The organism is Vibrio superstes (genome assembly GCF_003569005.1).
GTDB classification, from domain to species: Bacteria; Pseudomonadota; Gammaproteobacteria; order Enterobacterales; family Vibrionaceae; genus Vibrio; species Vibrio superstes.
This window is the reverse complement of sequence record NZ_BCUR01000004.1, coordinates 862,738-879,952: the sequence shown is the minus strand read 5'-3', so window position 1 is coordinate 879,952 and position 17,215 is coordinate 862,738. Positions and strand designations below refer to the sequence as shown.

The 17,215-nt window shown below is 43.3% G+C and carries 16 protein-coding genes; 6 read left to right on the top strand and 10 right to left on the bottom strand.

Going from position 1 to position 17,215, the window contains the following annotated elements:
- Positions 1–161: 161 nt before the first annotated feature.
- Positions 162–1,100: a LysR substrate-binding domain-containing protein gene (locus D5I41_RS12040; RefSeq protein ID WP_119009986.1), complete on the bottom strand. Its 939-nt coding sequence runs from the start codon at positions 1,098–1,100 to the stop codon at positions 162–164.
- 232 nt (positions 1,101–1,332) lie between these two features.
- Between D5I41_RS12040 and D5I41_RS12030 the strand changes: the two genes are divergently transcribed.
- The gene (locus D5I41_RS12030; RefSeq protein WP_119009984.1) at positions 1,333–3,471 is read left to right on the top strand and encodes a hypothetical protein; all 2,139 of its coding nucleotides are present in this window, start codon (positions 1,333–1,335) and stop codon (positions 3,469–3,471) included.
- 351 nt (positions 3,472–3,822) lie between these two features.
- Here D5I41_RS12030 and D5I41_RS12025 read toward each other — a convergent pair whose 3' ends face one another.
- The 8 genes from D5I41_RS12025 to D5I41_RS11990 all read right to left on the bottom strand — a co-directional run bounded on the left by D5I41_RS12025 (position 3,823) and on the right by D5I41_RS11990 (position 11,070).
- On the bottom strand, positions 3,823–5,430 hold the full coding sequence (locus D5I41_RS12025; RefSeq protein WP_119009983.1) for a BCCT family transporter: 1,608 nt from the start codon (positions 5,428–5,430) through the stop codon (positions 3,823–3,825).
- 274 nt (positions 5,431–5,704) lie between these two features.
- The gene (locus D5I41_RS12020) at positions 5,705–6,319 is read right to left on the bottom strand and encodes an SDR family NAD(P)-dependent oxidoreductase (protein ID WP_119009982.1); all 615 of its coding nucleotides are present in this window, start codon (positions 6,317–6,319) and stop codon (positions 5,705–5,707) included.
- A gap of 108 nt (positions 6,320–6,427) precedes the next feature.
- Complete coding sequence (locus D5I41_RS12015; RefSeq protein WP_186811100.1) at positions 6,428–7,591, bottom strand: D-alanyl-D-alanine carboxypeptidase family protein; 1,164 nt, start codon at positions 7,589–7,591, stop codon at positions 6,428–6,430.
- 362 nt (positions 7,592–7,953) lie between these two features.
- Positions 7,954–8,385, bottom strand: a complete 432-nt coding sequence (locus tag D5I41_RS12010; RefSeq protein ID WP_119009980.1) for a hypothetical protein — start codon at positions 8,383–8,385, stop codon at positions 7,954–7,956.
- A 47-nt stretch (positions 8,386–8,432) separates the two neighbouring features.
- On the bottom strand, positions 8,433–8,789 hold the full coding sequence (locus tag D5I41_RS12005) for a hypothetical protein (protein ID WP_119009979.1): 357 nt from the start codon (positions 8,787–8,789) through the stop codon (positions 8,433–8,435).
- Positions 8,786–9,301, bottom strand: a complete 516-nt coding sequence (locus tag D5I41_RS12000) for a general stress protein (RefSeq protein ID WP_119009978.1) — start codon at positions 9,299–9,301, stop codon at positions 8,786–8,788. The genes D5I41_RS12005 and D5I41_RS12000 overlap by 4 nt, the downstream gene beginning before the upstream one ends.
- Positions 9,302–9,310: 9 nt before the next feature.
- The gene (locus D5I41_RS11995; protein ID WP_119009977.1) at positions 9,311–9,664 is read right to left on the bottom strand and encodes an HdeA/HdeB family chaperone; all 354 of its coding nucleotides are present in this window, start codon (positions 9,662–9,664) and stop codon (positions 9,311–9,313) included.
- Positions 9,665–10,200: 536 nt separating this feature from the next.
- Positions 10,201–11,070, bottom strand: coding sequence for a LysR family transcriptional regulator (locus D5I41_RS11990; protein ID WP_119009976.1), 870 nt, complete (start codon positions 11,068–11,070; stop codon positions 10,201–10,203).
- A 116-nt stretch (positions 11,071–11,186) separates the two neighbouring features.
- Between D5I41_RS11990 and D5I41_RS11985 the strand changes: the two genes are divergently transcribed.
- Both D5I41_RS11985 and D5I41_RS11980 read left to right on the top strand, forming a co-directional pair.
- Entirely contained in the window at positions 11,187–12,401 is a 1,215-nt protein-coding gene (locus D5I41_RS11985) for an MFS transporter (protein WP_119009975.1), read from the top strand.
- Positions 12,402–12,501: 100 nt separating this feature from the next.
- The gene (locus D5I41_RS11980; protein WP_119009974.1) at positions 12,502–12,834 is read left to right on the top strand and encodes a hypothetical protein; all 333 of its coding nucleotides are present in this window, start codon (positions 12,502–12,504) and stop codon (positions 12,832–12,834) included.
- A gap of 64 nt (positions 12,835–12,898) precedes the next feature.
- Here the strand turns inward: D5I41_RS11980 and D5I41_RS11975 are convergent, their stop codons facing one another.
- A complete protein-coding gene (locus tag D5I41_RS11975; RefSeq protein ID WP_119009973.1) occupies positions 12,899–14,338 on the bottom strand; it encodes an NCS1 family nucleobase:cation symporter-1 in 1,440 nt (479 codons plus the stop codon).
- Positions 14,339–14,657: 319 nt separating this feature from the next.
- Here D5I41_RS11975 and D5I41_RS11970 point away from each other — a divergent pair, with 319 nt between their 5' ends.
- The 3 genes from D5I41_RS11970 (at position 14,658) to puuE (ending at position 17,060) form a co-directional block, all read left to right on the top strand.
- Positions 14,658–15,329 carry a GntR family transcriptional regulator gene (locus tag D5I41_RS11970; protein ID WP_119009972.1) on the top strand — a complete coding sequence of 224 codons (672 nt, stop codon included), beginning with the start codon at positions 14,658–14,660 and terminating at the stop codon, positions 15,327–15,329.
- Between the two features lie 3 nt (positions 15,330–15,332).
- Positions 15,333–16,064 carry an aspartate/glutamate racemase family protein gene (locus D5I41_RS11965; RefSeq protein ID WP_119009971.1) on the top strand — a complete coding sequence of 244 codons (732 nt, stop codon included), beginning with the start codon at positions 15,333–15,335 and terminating at the stop codon, positions 16,062–16,064.
- A 66-nt stretch (positions 16,065–16,130) separates the two neighbouring features.
- Positions 16,131–17,060, top strand: coding sequence for an allantoinase PuuE (gene puuE / locus D5I41_RS11960; RefSeq protein ID WP_119009970.1), 930 nt, complete (start codon positions 16,131–16,133; stop codon positions 17,058–17,060).
- The last annotated feature ends 155 nt before the right edge of the window (positions 17,061–17,215 follow it).

The window sequence follows — 17,215 nt, the reverse complement described above, 5'->3', positions numbered from 1 at the left end:
AATCTATATTTTACTATATAGGTCAAATTTAGATTATAAGGTGTTATTTGTCCGATAACACCTTATATCAACAATATTAAGCCACCCATTTGTTTTGCGTCAGTACTTCTAGCATAGATCTGCAATTAAATTAGGTTATCAAAGTCAGAGGTTTCAGCAAATCAACACTTTCTATCTTCTAACAACATATCGCAATGAGCCAACCATTCCCTAAATGTATTGATTTTTTTAGCATTATGATGAGTTATATTCTTGATTAAATAATGCTGACTTTGACTTGGCATTGTCCTTGGGTGGGCTAACTTTAATGTGCCTTGCTTTAAAGCATCATCGACTAATACTGATTTTGCGATCAGCATCCCTAACCCTTGAATTGCGGCCTCAACAGACAGTTGCGTGCTGTCAAACTGCATCATTGGTGCAGAATAAATCAGCGACGAATCATGAAGGGCAAACCATGTTTTCCAACCCTCGTTGTATCCAAGTGTTTCTATCTTTGGAAACAAAGCAATAGCCTCAATATCCAAGGCAAAGTCATGCTCATTCAAAAACTGGGGACTCGCCACAACTGACCACTCTTCTTTTCTTCCTAGAGTTTCATATTCGGTTGCATTCCAATTCCCGTAACCATTAACGATTTCAAGATCAACAGTGTTGTTATTACTCGGGTACAAGTTTGTCGTGCTGTAAAACTCGAGTGCGATGTTTGGGTAATTTCTATGGAAATCGGCCAGTCTTGGCAACAGCCACATATGACAAAAACTCTGAGCGACACGAATTTTCAATGTCTCCCGCTTTTTCTGACCAAAAAGATGATTCGTTCCAAAGGCTAGGTTGTCGAGTGTATCAGTTAATAATGGTAAGTAGTCCAGCGCTTGCTCTGTCAGTTTTAGCTTAATCCCAGCCCGCTCAAACAGTTTGGAGTCCAGATATTGCTCTAATAGTTTAATTTGTTGGCTTACCGCAGCGCGAGTGACGTTCAACTCTTCAGCGGCTAGCGAGAAGCTTCCATGTCGCGCTGCTGACTCGAAGGCTCTCAGTGCTTTAAAAGGAGGGATACGACGCTGACTCTGTTTCAGAGGAGCCCTATTTAAATTCATAAGTCATGCTTGTTCTTACAAGTATTGAAATAACTTACGCCACTTCTGTTAAAGCCTGATGAAACAAGAAAAACAATAGACTTGATCATCATCACTGCAAGCGAGTCCTTCGACATAGAGCACAAGTAAAATTTACTTGTCAGCTTGTAAAGAAAAACTATCGATAGATGAAACACAATTGACATGGTTCGCAACTAATCTTCCTTCATTGCCAAAAACTGGAGTTAACCACATGATTAAAATCATAAAATATGCGAGCGGTGCAGCTGTACTTGCTCTTCTAGGTGGGTGTAATAGCACCTCAAATGATGATGAGCCACAGCCTATAGAAAAAGAGCGAAAGTCTTTACTTGTGATGATCGACGGAACACGCTTCGAGGCGCTATTGAATGCGAACACTCCCAACCTAGACAAGCTTAGCATTCAACAAGCTTATACCGGAGGTATCTCTGGTACCTTATCTCAATCTGGCACAAGTACAGTAGAAGGTGAATCCACACTTTGGACGGGAAGTTGGCACACTATTCAAAAATCCGGAGAGAATGGCTTTCAAACTGTTTGGGAACACTTAAAGAACGACAAAGAAGAATTTCAAATCGGTTTATATCCAAACTGGCCAATATTTGATTACATTAATTTTAATTTAAGCAATATAGAACATAAACATGCATTTCGAACTGGGACTGACCGTCCTTCGGAGCATGAAAACAGTAAAGTTTTAGCTGATAAAATCTTATCTGGAGATTACCACTCTCTATTCACTACCATAGATATGGTTGATTACTCTGGTCACTGCAACTATGGAAACAGCGGTGGTGCTTGGTCCGATGATTATGTGACAACCATTGAAGAGGCGGACCAAATCTTCGGATACATGCTCGATGCTATCGAGCAACGCGAGGCACAATTTGACGAAGAGTGGCTAGTTATTGTTGCACCCGACCACGGTTTTAACCGTCAAAAAGACAATGGTTCAGTTGATTGTGCTCACGGCTCCCAAGATATTGATGCAAAGAAGATATGGGTTGCATCAAGCCATGCAGAGTTGCTTAACGAACAGTTCACCTCTCCCTTAAAATCCGTTGGCAATCGAGATAAAGACGGTATATATCGTTATATCGCACAAACAGATGTCACCCCAACGTTGCTAACTTGGCATGATGTTGAAATTCAACCTGAGTGGGGAATAGAAGGCACTCCTCTCATCGGTGATATTGGTGTTCGCGGACTATTTGTGGACATCGAACAAGAAAGTAATGAGCTTGATATCGTCTTTACTCCATCAAATAACCTGCCTGTTCAGGTACTAATTAATGGTGACGAGCTTGCCGTAATCGATGATATTACTATAGGTGAGCTGTATTCGTTCTCCCCATCACTTGATCATCTATCTTCTGGAAACCACCAGCTCACTTTTACACTAATCAACAACAACATACCAAAATCCATCACCGCATCAGTGACAATCATCGAAGATGTTGATTATGATACTCTGCCTTTCCAATCAATAAGCGCCCTCTATACTTTTGATGATGACTTAACTAGTAACGCTATCAATGGTGGTGTTGACTTAAGTACGACAGGTGAACCGGAGATAACATCGGCACCTGGAAAGTACCATTCTTCACTACACCATATCCGCAACTTTAACCAAGATCTACTATTTGAAGACGTAATTACTAATACTGATAAGTTTACGTTTTCACTTTGGTTTGTGGGAGATGGTACCTCTTATGATCCTGCCGTAATGACGAATAAACGCTGGGCTTCATCTGCAAACGGAATGATTTTAGCTCAACTTAATGACAGCCTGAAACTACAAGTTGGCATCGATGGAGAAGGCAGTTGCTGCTTTGTTCAACTTCCTTACACAGCAACAACTGACGAAAACAATCTAAAGTGGAACCTTCTCGTAGCAAGCGTTGATAAAACGGCACCTTGGTCAAACAACGAAGGTTTTGGTGTAATGACTTTTGGTGTCTACGATGGTGAGGGTAAATTGCATTTTGGCAGTGTTGATCTAACTGGCTCACGCAATCAAACTATTCATACTGGCCTTCCATGGTTAATCAATAATGATCATGCTCAATCGTATAACAACGGTCATGCCGCTGTGGTCGATGAGCTTACCATTTGGGAAGGTGTTGCATTCAGTCCTGGTCAGATAGTCGCACTAGGGTTGTCGGAGACTTCTCTCGCCCACAAAGTCAGTGAGACTAACGAGTCTTCTGTATACAGAATGCCAGCAGAAAAAACCTTAACTAATTATATTGGTGCAAAACCCAATCTAACTGAAAGTGAACAAGCTGCGGAAGCATTTTGGCAAAGACGCAGACAAATGGAAGAGCTGAATTCACAATTGATGCGCTAATCTAAACTAAAAAACGGTTCATTGCGGCTTTCCAAGGAAGGCCGCCTTTGCCTTAATAAAAAAGCAATCAATAGAGGTATGATTTTAGCTTTCTTACAAATTGAGTCAGTGGCTTTATCTCTCTTTCATTAACTTGCTGGCACTACCTTTCCCAAAGAGCTCTCGCCAGTTTTTTCAAGTCACAGTAACTGAACTCGCTAAGTTAAGTCCCTAAAAATAAGTGACCAATAATTCACGATGCAACTACCGGTTTTGTTTTTCGACTCCCAACCACCTGAGAAGGAGCATAAAAAAGCCTGAACGATAAAACGCTCAGGCTTAGTAATAGATTCAACTTAAGATTTGACGTACTTACGCTTCTTGAGTTGAGGCAACTTGTGGCTTGTACTCATGGATCTCGGTTCTGAGACCTTTGATTAAGCTTATGCACATCATTAGCAGTACTACTGCGAATGGTAGAGCAGTTGTTACTACTCCAGACTGCAATGCTTGCAATGCATCTTTACCGCCAATCCACAGCATGACTCCTGCAATGGCGCCTCCCATACAGGTCCAGAATACGCGTTGCGGTACAGGTGCATCGACCTTACCACCAGCGGTGATACTGTCTATTACCAGAGAGCCTGAATCTGCTGAGGTGACAAAGAAGACTAAGATCAATACTACTGAAAGGATTGATAGCACTGAGCTAAACGGCATTGCGTCGTATACGTGGAACAAGGTTAACGAGATATCCGTTAATCCATTTGCACCGAGTAACCCGATCTTATTCGCCACCTGGTCGATAGCAATGCCACCGAACACTGACATCCATACTAGAGTAACAGCTGTTGGGATAACAATTACCGCAATCAAGAACTCTCGAACCGTTCGGCCTTTGGAAATACGCGCGATAAACATGCCTACAAATGGTGACCAAGAGATCCACCAAGCCCAATAGAATACAGTCCAGCCGTGCATCCATACGCTATCTTCGCGACCATGAGGATTGCTCAGCTCAATGACGTTTGTTGCGTAGCCAGAGATCGTTGCCCATAAAGAAGGCAATACGCTATTCCAGCCAACAATGGTAACAAACACCAACAGTATAAACGCTGCGATCATGTTGATATTACTTAGGACCTTCACACCGCCGTCAATGCCACGCATTACGGACAATGATGCAATAAAGGTCACTAAAGTAATGATGATCAATTGAGTGCCAATGCCGCCCTCAAGACCAAATACATGGTTGAATCCACTGGTCGCCTGTTGCGCGCCAAGGCCTAGAGAGGTTGCAAGCCCAAATAGAGTTGCCAAAACGGCAAGAATATCAATGGTATGCCCTAGCCATCCCCATGCTCTGTCACCAAATATTGGGTAGAACGTTGAACGGATAGATAGCGGTAAGCCTTTGTTGTAAGCAAAGAAGGCCAGTGACAGTGCCACTATGGCGTAAATGCTCCAACCGTGCAGACCCCAATGAAAGATAGTTGCGCCAAGAGCCATTGCTTTGGCTTCTTCACTATAGGCTTCAACATTCAATGGAGTACCATACCAGTCGGTAAAGTATGCAACGGGTTCAGCAACACCCCAGAACAATAAGCCGATACCCATACCGGCAGCAAATAGCATAGCTATCCACGACAAGGTGCTGTGTTCTGATTTTGCGTTTTTGCCACCAATACGAATCTTACCCAGAGGGGATAGTATCAGCACAAACGCGAATAAAAGGAAAAAGTTAGTGGCCCACATAAAGAACGAGTCAAACTGTTCGATGATGCCATTTTTAAGGGAGTTTAATGAATTAAGAGCGGTTGTAGGACCAACCAGTAACAAGCTTATGAGGGTTACTATGATGAGAACTGCGCTAGTTCCGAATACGGGGTTGTGTATATCGAAGCCCCATTTTTGAATATTATCCTGGCCTACCTCATAGTCGGTAGTTTCTATACTGTACTTCTTATTTTCGTCATCCATAAAAAATTATATTAGGTTGCGTTTCTAAATCTCTATCAATAGAGAAATACAACAGAACAGTCCTCCGTTTAGGTTGTGCACGAAATTGTGCGCGCAAAGCGTAACATAAATCACATTTCTATTCTAATTCGCTTACCCTATGAACATTGTAAAAACATATTCTGGTAATGAATGGCGGTGAGTTAAAGCCAATGGGCACAGATAAAAAAACACCACTCAGGTGAGTGGTGTTTTCGATAGATAGTTTAGTTTTTAGCGTCTTAGCACTCTATGGTTAGCTCTCTACACATTGGTAGATTTGCCCTACACTCTCTTGGCTCAATAACAACTCATGTACCAGTCGAGCCACTTCTGCACGATGGATAGAACCATGAATTTCTCCATGCTTTGATAGCACACCACGCTGATTTGCCTCACCGTCTTTTAGACCGCCGGGTCTTAAAATGGTGAAATCAAGAGTACTGGTTTGAAGCCAAGATTCTGCTAAGGATTTTTCTCGAACAGAGTTGCCAAAGACCTGCTTCGCTCTATCCGACAAATACTGCCAACTGTCTCCACACCCCAGCGAAGTTACGAGTAAGAAACGCTTTACGCCTTTCGCTTGTAGCGCATCGATAAGATAGCGATGACCAATGTAGTCCACTGGGTTATCAGATTGAAAACTTCCCATACTGGAAATCACCCAAGCATCTTCGGCAATGCAATCTACCGCGGCTTCCACCTGCCCTTTATCCGTAGCGTCGCACGTTAAGGTGGATACCGTGTCTAGCATAGGGTTTCTGCTTGGGTTTCTTGCTACAGCCGTAACATCCAATCCCTGCTCTACAAAATGAGCCACCATAGCAGCGCCTAAACCACTGGCCGCTCCCCAAATCACGATCTTTTGCATAAACAACCCTCAAATGATAATGATTGTATTTTGCATTAAAGGCGCGAGAGATGCTAGTGGTCTATCTCTAACTTTTGGCTGTTAGCTTGATATACAAGCTATTGTATTTTAACCCCAACCTAACCAGATACGAATGCGGTCAAGCAATCGCTTGAAAAAGCTGCCAGGCTCTACATCATGCAAAGCAACCAATGGCACACTCTTAATTACCTGATTATCTGAACCCATATAGTTCAGCGTGCCGATAGTGTCACCTTGATAAACAGGTGCTTTAAGCTCATTTGGCAAATCCACTACCGCCTGAATGTTGTTACCAGCTCCTCGACGCACGGACATGAACACATCTTCCTCTACACCGACACTAAGTTGGTTGTCTTGTCCCATCCAAATTCGAGTAGCGGTCACTTCAGCATTGGCTTCATGTGGCTTGATGGTTTCAAAGAACCTAAAGCCATAGTTAAGCAGGCTCTTACTTTCAGAGGTTCGAGTGTTGGCACTAGAGGTACCCATCACTACAGAGATCAAACGCATATCACCCTGAGTCGCCGTACTCACTAGGCTGTAACCTGCTCCCTTGGTGTAACCGGTTTTCATACCGTCCACGTTCATGCTTTTATCTCGCAGCAAGGCATTACGGTTGTGCTGAGTGATGTTGTTATAGGTGAAAGAAGTTTCGCTATAAAGGGGAAATAGTGTTGGAACATCACGAATCAATGCCTGACCTAGCTTCGCCATGTCATAAGGTGTTGTAGATTGGTTTGGATCATCCAAGCCATGCGGATTCGCAAAGTAAGTGTTATTCAGTTCAAGGCGTCTTGCCCAGTTGTTCATCAAATCGACGAATGCACCTTCAGAGCCCGCAACATGCTCCGCGATAGCCACAGACGCATCATTACCCGACTGGATAATTAGACCGCGCAGTAAATCGCTAAATTGAACATTGGTGCCCACCTCGATAAACATCTTCGATGAATCATGGAAATTTCTTGCCCAAGCTTCACGACTGATAGTAACGCTATCCGTCTTAGAAACGTTGCCACGGTTAAGCTCTTGTCCAGCCGTATAGCTGGTCATTAGCTTAGTCAAACTCGCTGGTTTAAGTTGCGTGTGTGGATTGTGTTCTGCAATCACTTCTCCTGAATTGTAATCCAGAAGCACGTAACCCTTTGCAGAAAGAGACGGAGGATTTGGCAGCGCAATTGGCGCGGCCACAACAGAAAATGATAAGGATGCTAACAGCGTAAGAGTCAATCCGTTTAGTGTTCTTTTCATATATTTAGGTAGAAACCAGTCCAGAGTTTTAGCCTCATATCGAGGCATTTCATTATATTTTGGGTTGCATATGCTATTAGATAGCAACATTTCAGAAAATTCAGTCAGAACAGTGCAAAAAGTGAATGCGCTCATAAAATTTTACCTCTTTATATGCACACTAACGCACTCATTTTTAGCCACTAGAAACAATATTTTACAGTTATTTGCATTCAGTGTCATAACCCCCTTCCCCTCGACAAAGGGTTGTTCGTTATAAAACGAAAAAGCCCTAGCGCAAAACGCTAAGGCTTTAACAGTGCCGATACTAGCTTGGGAGTTAGCCGTCACTTTATCGAATGAACAAACTTTTCACTGCGTATTTATTGGTACTCAGTTACTTTAGCTACGTATTCAACCATGTCAGATCTACCCATAGGGTTAGAGTACAGCTCTACAGAGAAATAAGTTGGCGCATCACGATGAATCATTTTGGCAATCGTATCGCTCACTTGCTGAACACTAATGACACTGTATACATGAAATGAAAGTGACTTGGTTAGCCCTAGCGCTTCTGCTTCATCTGTAGTCACATAGATGTCGTTCATTTCTTTTTCGATATCTAGAGTAACACTCGATCTATTGAATTCAGAATCAGATGCTACATAAACTTCTGACTCAAAAACTTGTTCTATCTGTGACATCTGATCTTCAAAATCACCTTGGTGTGTGATGTTCTTTGCTACTGCGCCTTGAGCGAACGCTAGCGTTGAACATACTGCGATCATTGGTAGTGCTTTTTTGATTAGTTTCATTGCTTTTTCTCTTAAAATTGTTGTTTATCAGTGACTAGCCTTTGCTATCACTCAATACTGGTTGCTGCTGTGGTGTCTTGCTTCTTAGTGTCTTTCAAAAAGTCGTGCGCACTGTCATAGACCATGCACCCACTCTCTGGATTACAATTGACGATATAGACTTCTTTCTTGCCACATCCCGCTATACCTACTTGATATTGAGGCATTTCAACGGGATATAACTCTATGGTTTTACGGTTTAGTACCGTTGCCGACACGGCATCACAGCTAAATTCAAACTTTCCTCGATTGGATGCAGCTTGTGTAGCTTCATCTTGATGGTCATTAAGAAAATCTTTCGTTGTCGTACATCCCACAAGAGCTAAACTCGCTAGCAGTCCAGCTAGGATCACTTTCATCTTCATACAGCTGCCTCAGTTTGATGAACATCAACAAGATGCTGACTCAAGATGTCTTTCGCTACCGCAACCTCTGCTTCATCAAGGTCTAGGACAATCAAAAATTTATCGGTCTTAATTGCCGTTTCATATTTGATTACGCTGTCTTTTGGTATTCCAATACTGGCCAGTGCACCACCTAAAGCGCTAAAACCGCCGGTAATCGTTGCGCCCTCAATAGCTCCTACAAGTGTGGTCACTAAAGGTCCTGCAACAAGCAGCGCACCAAAGGTTGGTACCCAAAACATTCCTGAACCCAATAAGGCGCCCCATACACCGCCCCACAAAGCACCAGCCTTGCCCCAGGTTTTAACTCGATCGTTCATGTTATAAAAACCGGTGGCGTGCTCTTGTGTTTCAAAGCCTTTGCCAACAATAGAGAGATGATTCACATCAAAACCACTGTTCACTAAGGTAGTCATCACTTCTTCCGCTTCAGCATGTGTATTAACGACGGATACAATCTTATTCTTCTTCATCATCAGCCCTTACATAACCATTTCGACTTGACCTGAAACTCTGGCTTTCTCGGCTACATGACTGTTAACCACTTCCACCAATTTCACTGCTGGAATCACAGTGCATTCTTGGACAATTGACGCCACTTCGACATTAACCAAGTCTTGGATTTCAATCAGATCAGCATCAGAATCATCTGCATTAACCGCATACAGATACCCTACTGTTAGTGGCATGGTCTCTTCATCAAGCTCTAAAAACTGCTCGCAGGTGACCTCATCAACATTGCTAACAATCACATCACTTTGTGTTTCAGCAAATACTGAAGAGGACGCTGTCAAAGCCGTAATTACTAGGGCTGAAAAGCCCAGTATTTTCTTCATGTTTGTTCCCAATTAATCTATTTAATAATGACGATGGAAGAATCGCTAAATGACATCCGTTAAAGGATTAACACCCCTTCCCATCACATAACACGGACTACAATCGAGGCGGTGCCTCTGTGTATTCGAGCGAGTTAACCAACCTAAATTAGCGCACAGCTCTGTGTTGATGAGGGAGAGTTTAAGGAGGCTGGTCAACAAAATCATAATGTGACCGTCAACTTACAATAACCTCTATATAAACCACTAAAAACAAAGACTTAATCGGGTTGGTTTATGAATAATTTATGCCAGATTATCTTTGTTTTATGAGTTCTAAATAACAAAAGGTATGAGGATATCGAGCAGGGGCGAATGTCAAGAAAGCTGATTAGGTCCTTTATTACGATTGATTTTTTGGCCAAAGGAATTCATCTAATTATCGAGAACTGAGGTGAATGGTTGACGTTCACATTGAAGAATATGGAAGTAAGGGCAACTGGTTGTGATTTAAACTCGAGTAGAGCAAGCCGATTAGTCGCCTTATAATTTAATGATCAGACATAGCGTTTAACGAAATCGATAAAGGTTTTGTCTGCGATAGACAGGTAGCCTTGCTTACGCCAGGCTAACCCCAGATCCAATGTCACGGGAGGTGAAAACGGAATTCCTACGATGCCACTCTCATATTCTGTGACTAGGTCAAGCAAAGCTGTTATTGCAAACTCTTGCTTTACAATGCTGAGGATCATCGGAAGTAGGTTCGTCTCAAATGACGATTTCATCGTTAAACCATTTTCTTCACTGACCTGATCGAGAAAGTCTCTATGAAAATAACCGTGCTTGAACATAACGAGCTCATATTCGAAGAACTCTTCAAAGCCTATTTTTTTTCGATCAGCTAACTCATGTTCAGAGCCAACCACAGCTACCATCTGACTAGTAAAAAGGGGGTCCACATGCAGATCATTTGGTACGTCATCACAATTGATCACCCCTAAATCCAGTTCGCCATTGAGCAACATTTTGCGAATAGAGCGAGTGCCAGCCTCTACTAGGGTCAACTTAAGCTCTGGGTATTGGCTTTTAAAGGCCATCACCACACGAGGAAAAAAATAGCTCCCCATCATTGATGGAGCACCTAAACGCACCTCCCCTCTTTTTAGCCCTTTCAACTCATCAATCGCCAATTTCGCATCATGAAGCTGCTGAATGACCCGCTGAGCATGAATTAACAACACTTCACCTTCTTTGGTTAGGCTGACTTTTTTCTCTTGCCGACGAAACAACACCACACCCAAAGATTGTTCAAACTTCTTTATGGATATACTCAACGCCGGTTGCGCTATGTGGATATCCTTGGCCGCTTGGGTAAAGTTGCCATGTTTTGCCACCGCAAGAAAATGTTTAAGTTGCTTGGATTCCATTAGATCAAAAACATATGGGAATGATACTTATAATATATTTCTGATATTAAGATCATGATGATAACGTAGTCACACTTTGTACATTCAATCACTCAATGACACTTATCGAGGCAGTTATGGTCAGTTTCGGGTCCCCAGAATACAAACGCATCACCCTATCCTTAGCCCTAGGATCATTTCTTGTATTCTCTAATCTGTACTTACTACAGCCGATGCTACCTGCTTTCACCGTGCAGTTTTCGGTATCAGAGACTCAAGTAAACTGGCTATTTGCATCTACTACTCTCGCTCTATCATTCAGCTTAGTACCCATGGCAGTTATATCCGAGTCAGTGGGCCGAAGAGCCGTGATGATGTTCGGACTATTGGCCATTCCGGCTGTCTCCGCCCTCATGCTTTTGCAGCAATCATTCCTGTTTCTAGTTCTATGCAGAGCCTTAATTGGCATCGCTCTCGCTGCATTTGCCGCGGTTGCGGTGGCCTATATGGCAGAAGAGCTCGACAACAAAGCCTTTTCAATGGCCATTGGCACCTATATTGCTGCCAATTCATTAGGAGGAATCGCGGGCAGGATCAGTGGTGGGCTGATTGCTGATCACTATGGTGTGGTTACCGCTATTCAAGTGGCTTTGATCTTTACCCTAGTTGGTGTTCTTTTGGTTGGATACCTACTACCCAAGCAACAAAATTTCAGGCCATCCTCTAGCAGCTTCCGACATCACCACCGGGCGATAGTGGATCATTTTAGAAATCAAAAAGTCTGGGTTGCCATGTTAATTGGAGGGCTTAACTTCTCTTTGTTTGTCAATCTGTATTCAGTAATGGGCTTCCGATTGGTCAGTGCACCACATTATGTTCCTGTGGGTCTCGCATCGCTCATTTTCATCTGCTATCTCGCTGGTACATTCAGCTCTAAGTGTGCCGGATACTGGACTCGATACTCATCTCCAGTACAAGGCATGGCACTGGGTTCTGCTTTAAGTATGCTAGGGATGTGGGTGGCATTATTTGATCATCTAGGCGCAATGATATTCGGCTTACTATTGATCAGCTTTGGCGCTTTTTTTACACACACCTTGGCCTATGGATGGGTTGGGCGCAAGGCCACACAAGCCAAGGCAACGGCCACTGCCCTTTATCTAGTGCACTACTATATTGGCGGAAGCCTAGGTGGGTTCCTATTGCTATATTGTTGGCAACATGGGGCATGGCCGTCGGTGGTCATAGGCGGTACGGCCCTTTATGTTGCGATGTTTATTGCTATTGGTGTTCTTCGACGTATCGACAAGCACGACTCATCCAGTGATAAAGGCACGCTTTTGAGATCCTAATCACCCTTGGGTGTTACGGCCTGTTGCAAAATTGACAAACAAACCTTAAGCCAATGCTTATAATGATGCCTTTCTCGCATTAATCGATAGCAAGTGGGCAATGAAAAAGATCCTTATCGTTCTGTTTTTCCTAGGTTTGACGGGATGTACTCATAATCAAGCCAAAAACCTCAACGCCAACAAATCAACGGTCAATCTCTACCCTCAATATATGTCAAATATTGAGCTTTGCGATACCTTGTATTACGGACGAAGGACCACCCAAACCCTTGCAGCAATCGGCAGCGAATTCAATCGCAGAGGTCTGTCAAAGAGTTGGTGTGAGAGAGAACTCAACAAGCTTTACGTCACCCATGCTTATGAGTGGCTAACAAAGAAATTGGATGAAAAACCAGCCTCCGACGAGTCACCAACCATCATGCCCGCCATATAGTACGAGCGTAAAAAAAGGCCCATTCACCATTGAACGGGCCTTAAAATATAAAAATGCGTTAAGTTTAAGGCTGTTTCGCCAAAACAGAGCCTCCAGCCCAAGACAGGCGTTTCTCCATCAAGAATTTGTAGACAAATGCTGACACAAAGCCACCAATAAACAGCGCGTAGTTTGCAAGTTCAGTGATAAAGAAAGTCGAAAGTATCGCCGCCATACTCGCTATAGCGAGAGCGTATACACTATTCATGTTAATGCCATCCTTATACCAGTACAGCCCTTGCGGAGACTCGGTATACAGTGACGGTACATCAATTTTCTCTTTCTTAATAAAGAAGTAATCTACGATGATGATGCCATAAAGTGGGCCAATCATTGCCGCCAACACATCTACGGTATAGTGAATCACTTCAGGGTTATTAAATAGGTTCCAAGGCGTCAATAAAATAGAACCAAACGCTGCGATGAAGCCCCCCGTCTTGAAGCTAATTTTTTGTGGCGAAACATTTGAGAAATCAAATGCTGGCGCAACAAAATTGGCAACGATATTTATTCCTACAGTGGCAAAGATGAAGGTCAATGCACCCAAGACCGTAATCATTCCGGAATCCAGTCGTTTTACCGTTTCCACCGGATCAACAATCATCTCACCAAACACCGGAATTGAAGCCGATACAATGATGACGCTGAATATGGAAAAGAGAAGAAAGTTCACAGGTAAGCCAAGGATATTCCCTATTTTAAGGGCTTTATATGATCCACAGTAACGAGAGAAGTCACTAAAGTTCAATGTTGGTCCAGCAAAGTAACCCGCAACAAGCGCAGTCGCTACTATCATTGTCATAATGGCTTCGCTACCTACCAACGACTCCTTGCCTAGATTGAAGCTGATATTCTCCCACCCTGCTAGATTGATCATGTAAGCACACAATGCAAACATTGCCAGATAAATGGCAGGTCCAGACCAATCAATGACCTTGCGAATCATATTCATTCCGAACATAAACACTATGGCCTGCAGTATCCACATCGAGCTAAAGCCAATCCAACCCAAATACGATAAACCAACAAAAGAGCTATTTGCTAATGACTCCATTTGTGGGCAAAAATACAGCAACAAGATAATAAAAGAACTGGATGCTAAGTAGGTTTGAATGCCGTACCAAACCACAGCTATGAGTCCACGAATCACCGCGGGAATATTAGCACCGAAGACACCAAACGACATTCGAGCAACAACGGGAAATGGAACCCCTGCTTTTTGACCCGGTTTTCCCATTAAGTTAGCAAACAGAAGCACAATGGATATGCCGGCCAACAAACTAATAAAGACCTGAATACCATTCAGACCTAATGCAAACAAGCTTGCGGCAAAGACATACCCCCCCACACTGTGTACATCAGACATCCAAAAAGCAAATATGCTATACCAGCCCCATTCTTTCTTTTCTTCAGGGGCTAAGTCTTGGTTACTTAGCCTTGGACTTACAGGTAATTCCGTTTTCATAGACACATCTCCATGTATTGTTTGTATACAATCCACAATACAAATAGCGTGCCAACAAATAGTCCCTCTGTTTACCTAGGAAATGACTTGTTAATCCAATATTACGCCCTTAATCGCACCATAATTAATCAAAGTGCGCTTTTTTGGTGCTCATTTCAGTCGTGCATTGAAGAGCCCATGCATGACTAATTCAATACCCCCAATCGAATTTCCTCTCCCTACAAGCCGCATTAGTTGTATACAAAATTAAATACAAGATATTAGGCTTTTGGTACGTAACTTGCATCGTTAGGGCGTGAATAATGAAAAGGCTTAAACCATGACAACCGATGAAAAAGTGTATCAACAAATATTAAAAGCCATCGTAGAGCATAAGCTTCAGCCTGGAGTTCGTCTGCCAGAAGACAAACTCTCAGAGGCATTTGGGGTAAGTCGAACTGGCATTCGTAAGGTACTGCAACGTCTGGCATTAGAGCGCTTTGTAGTCATTCAACCAAACAAGGGGGCGCACGTTAATCACCCCAGCCAGCAAGAGGCCGAGGATGTATTAAGCAGCCGTATTCTTCTAGAGCCCTTGCTCATCGCCGATATTTTATCTCACTGGGATGAAGAGAAATCCTGCCATTTTCGCTCTATCGTCAGCCAAGAGAAAAAGGCAGAACAACAAAATGACCTTGCGATGTCCATTCAACTGACCGCTCAGTTCCATTTTGAATTGGCCCGACAATCAGGGAATGCCGTGCTTGCTAACTTCATTGAACAACTTTGCTATCGCTCATCTTTGATCATCGCCGCCTATGGCTCTCGAAGCAGTGTCAGCTGTGATTGTGGGGACCATTCCGAGCTTTTAAATCTACTGGATAACAGTCAACAAGAACAAGCAATCCACTGGATGACTCATCATCTAGAAAGAATTAAATCATCCTTGGACCTTAAAGCAGGGCAAGAGCCATCGATTAACTTCCAACAACTTTTCGCGAATATGGAATAACGAATGAAAATCAACCTTATCAACCCTAATACCTGCCAAGGTATGACAGAGAAAATCGCCATCAGTGCCCAAAGTGTTGCTCTGCCTGATACTCATATCATTGCCTCATCGCCCCTTCATGGGCCAGTGAGTATAGAGAGCGCCTTTGACGAGGCTATTGCAAGTGCCGCACTACTCGATGTTATCCAACAAGGAGAGCAACAAGGGGTTGATGCCCACATTATTGCGTGTTTTGGTGACCCTGCCCTGGATGCTGCAAGGGAAATCGCCACCAAGCCAGTTATAGGTATTGCTGGTGCCGCCTTCCAACTCGCCAGCTTGGTGAGCTATCGATTTGGAGTAGTCACCACAATGACGAGAACGCTCCCAGCAAGCCAACACTTATTGCAACGCTATGGTTATCAGCATTTATGCAGTGGTGTTCGTGCCACGGACATTGCGGTTTTAGCTCTCGAATCCATCGACCACAACACCTACCAAGCCCTGAAAAAAGAGTGCCAGCGAGCAATCAGCGAAGATGGTGCAGAGGCCATCGTTCTTGGCTGTGCCGGGATGTCAGATCTGGCCCATGAATTATCCCAACAACTAGCAGTACCAGTTATTGATGGTGTTGTGGCTGCGGTCAAGCTTGCAGAATCCTTACATCAACTGAATCTTTGCACCTCAAAGCAAGGACAATACGCAAAACCCCTAGCAAAAGCATTTCAGGGCAATTTTCAACACTGGAGCCAATAACTAAAGCCTCGGTCTTTTACTTCAAAACACACAACATACACATTTACACTGAACAAGGTTTTACTTATGGACGAATACAACCCCCGCGATTATATCGGTTACGGCAGAGACAATATTCCACATGCAAACTGGCCCAACAAAGCAAAAATCGCTATTCAGTTCGTTCTCAACTACGAAGAGGGAGGCGAAAACTGTGTCCTGCATGGCGATAAGCAATCGGAAACATTTCTGTCTGAAATAGCAGGTGCTGAGGCTTATAGCGCCCGGCATATGAGCATGGAATCTATGTACGAGTATGGCTCTCGTGCTGGAGTATGGCGTATATTAAACGAGTTCAAGCAACGCCAACTTCCCTTAACTGTATTTGGCATTGCAACGGCCTTACAACGTAATCCAGAAGTGACTAGAGCTATCATTGAGGATGGGCACGAGATTGCTTGCCATGGATTAAAATGGATTCACTATCAGCACATGCCCAAGGATGATGAACGTGAACACATGCAACAAGCCTTGGACATTATTGAGGAACTGACTGGAAGGCGTCCTGTAGGTTGGTATACCGGCCGTGACTCTCCAAATACTAGAGAGCTAGTATCTCAACAAGATGGCCTAGTCTACGATTCAGATTATTATGGTGATGACCTTCCATTTTGGGCTCAGGTTCCAACCTTTAATGGCTCTAAAGAGACAAGGCCACACCTAGTGATTCCTTATTCTTTGGACACCAATGATATGCGCTTTTCATCCCCTTGCGGATTCAGTCATGGTGATGAATTCTTTCAATATCTAAAAGAGAGCTTTGATTGTCTGTACGCGGAGGGCGAGTCTAAGCCTAAGATGATGTCCATTGGCTTGCATTGTCGAATTATTGGGAAGCCAGGTCGCTTTATGGCGTTAAAACGCTTTCTTGATTATGTTGAAGCCCATGATGCTGTATGGGTGACAACACGGGAGCGTATCGCACAGCACTGGTTTGAGCATCATCCGGCTATGTAGACGTACTATTGTGGCTTTATCTAAACATTTAAATTGTCTTCAATACGGTCGAACCTTTTTCTCTCGTAGATAAATGACAAGTGAACATTATTGGTCGCTTGTCATCATTCCGAATGCAACTCCTGATTAAACGCACTGAATCAGGAACTTGCAGA

Bases quoted from the DNA above. Each gene is read 5' to 3' on its own strand.
- D5I41_RS11995 (WP_119009977.1), bottom strand. From the start codon at position 9,664: ATGAAGAAAATACTGGGCTTTTCAGCCCTAGTAATTACGGCTTTGACA.
- D5I41_RS11980 (WP_119009974.1), top strand. From the start codon at position 12,502: ATGAAAAAGATCCTTATCGTTCTGTTTTTCCTAGGTTTGACGGGATGT.
- D5I41_RS12015 (WP_186811100.1), bottom strand. From the start codon at position 7,591: ATGAAAAGAACACTAAACGGATTGACTCTTACGCTGTTAGCATCCTTA.
- puuE (WP_119009970.1), top strand. From the start codon at position 16,131: ATGGACGAATACAACCCCCGCGATTATATCGGTTACGGCAGAGACAAT.
- D5I41_RS11990 (WP_119009976.1), bottom strand. From the start codon at position 11,070: ATGGAATCCAAGCAACTTAAACATTTTCTTGCGGTGGCAAAACATGGC.
- D5I41_RS11975 (WP_119009973.1), bottom strand. From the start codon at position 14,338: ATGAAAACGGAATTACCTGTAAGTCCAAGGCTAAGTAACCAAGACTTA.
- D5I41_RS12040 (WP_119009986.1), bottom strand. From the start codon at position 1,100: ATGAATTTAAATAGGGCTCCTCTGAAACAGAGTCAGCGTCGTATCCCT.
- D5I41_RS11965 (WP_119009971.1), top strand. From the start codon at position 15,333: ATGAAAATCAACCTTATCAACCCTAATACCTGCCAAGGTATGACAGAG.
- D5I41_RS11970 (WP_119009972.1), top strand. From the start codon at position 14,658: ATGACAACCGATGAAAAAGTGTATCAACAAATATTAAAAGCCATCGTA.
- D5I41_RS12000 (WP_119009978.1), bottom strand. From the start codon at position 9,301: ATGAAGAAGAATAAGATTGTATCCGTCGTTAATACACATGCTGAAGCG.
- D5I41_RS12025 (WP_119009983.1), bottom strand. From the start codon at position 5,430: ATGGATGACGAAAATAAGAAGTACAGTATAGAAACTACCGACTATGAG.
- D5I41_RS11985 (WP_119009975.1), top strand. From the start codon at position 11,187: ATGGTCAGTTTCGGGTCCCCAGAATACAAACGCATCACCCTATCCTTA.
- D5I41_RS12010 (WP_119009980.1), bottom strand. From the start codon at position 8,385: ATGAAACTAATCAAAAAAGCACTACCAATGATCGCAGTATGTTCAACG.
- D5I41_RS12020 (WP_119009982.1), bottom strand. From the start codon at position 6,319: ATGCAAAAGATCGTGATTTGGGGAGCGGCCAGTGGTTTAGGCGCTGCT.
- D5I41_RS12030 (WP_119009984.1), top strand. From the start codon at position 1,333: ATGATTAAAATCATAAAATATGCGAGCGGTGCAGCTGTACTTGCTCTT.
- D5I41_RS12005 (WP_119009979.1), bottom strand. From the start codon at position 8,789: ATGAAGATGAAAGTGATCCTAGCTGGACTGCTAGCGAGTTTAGCTCTT.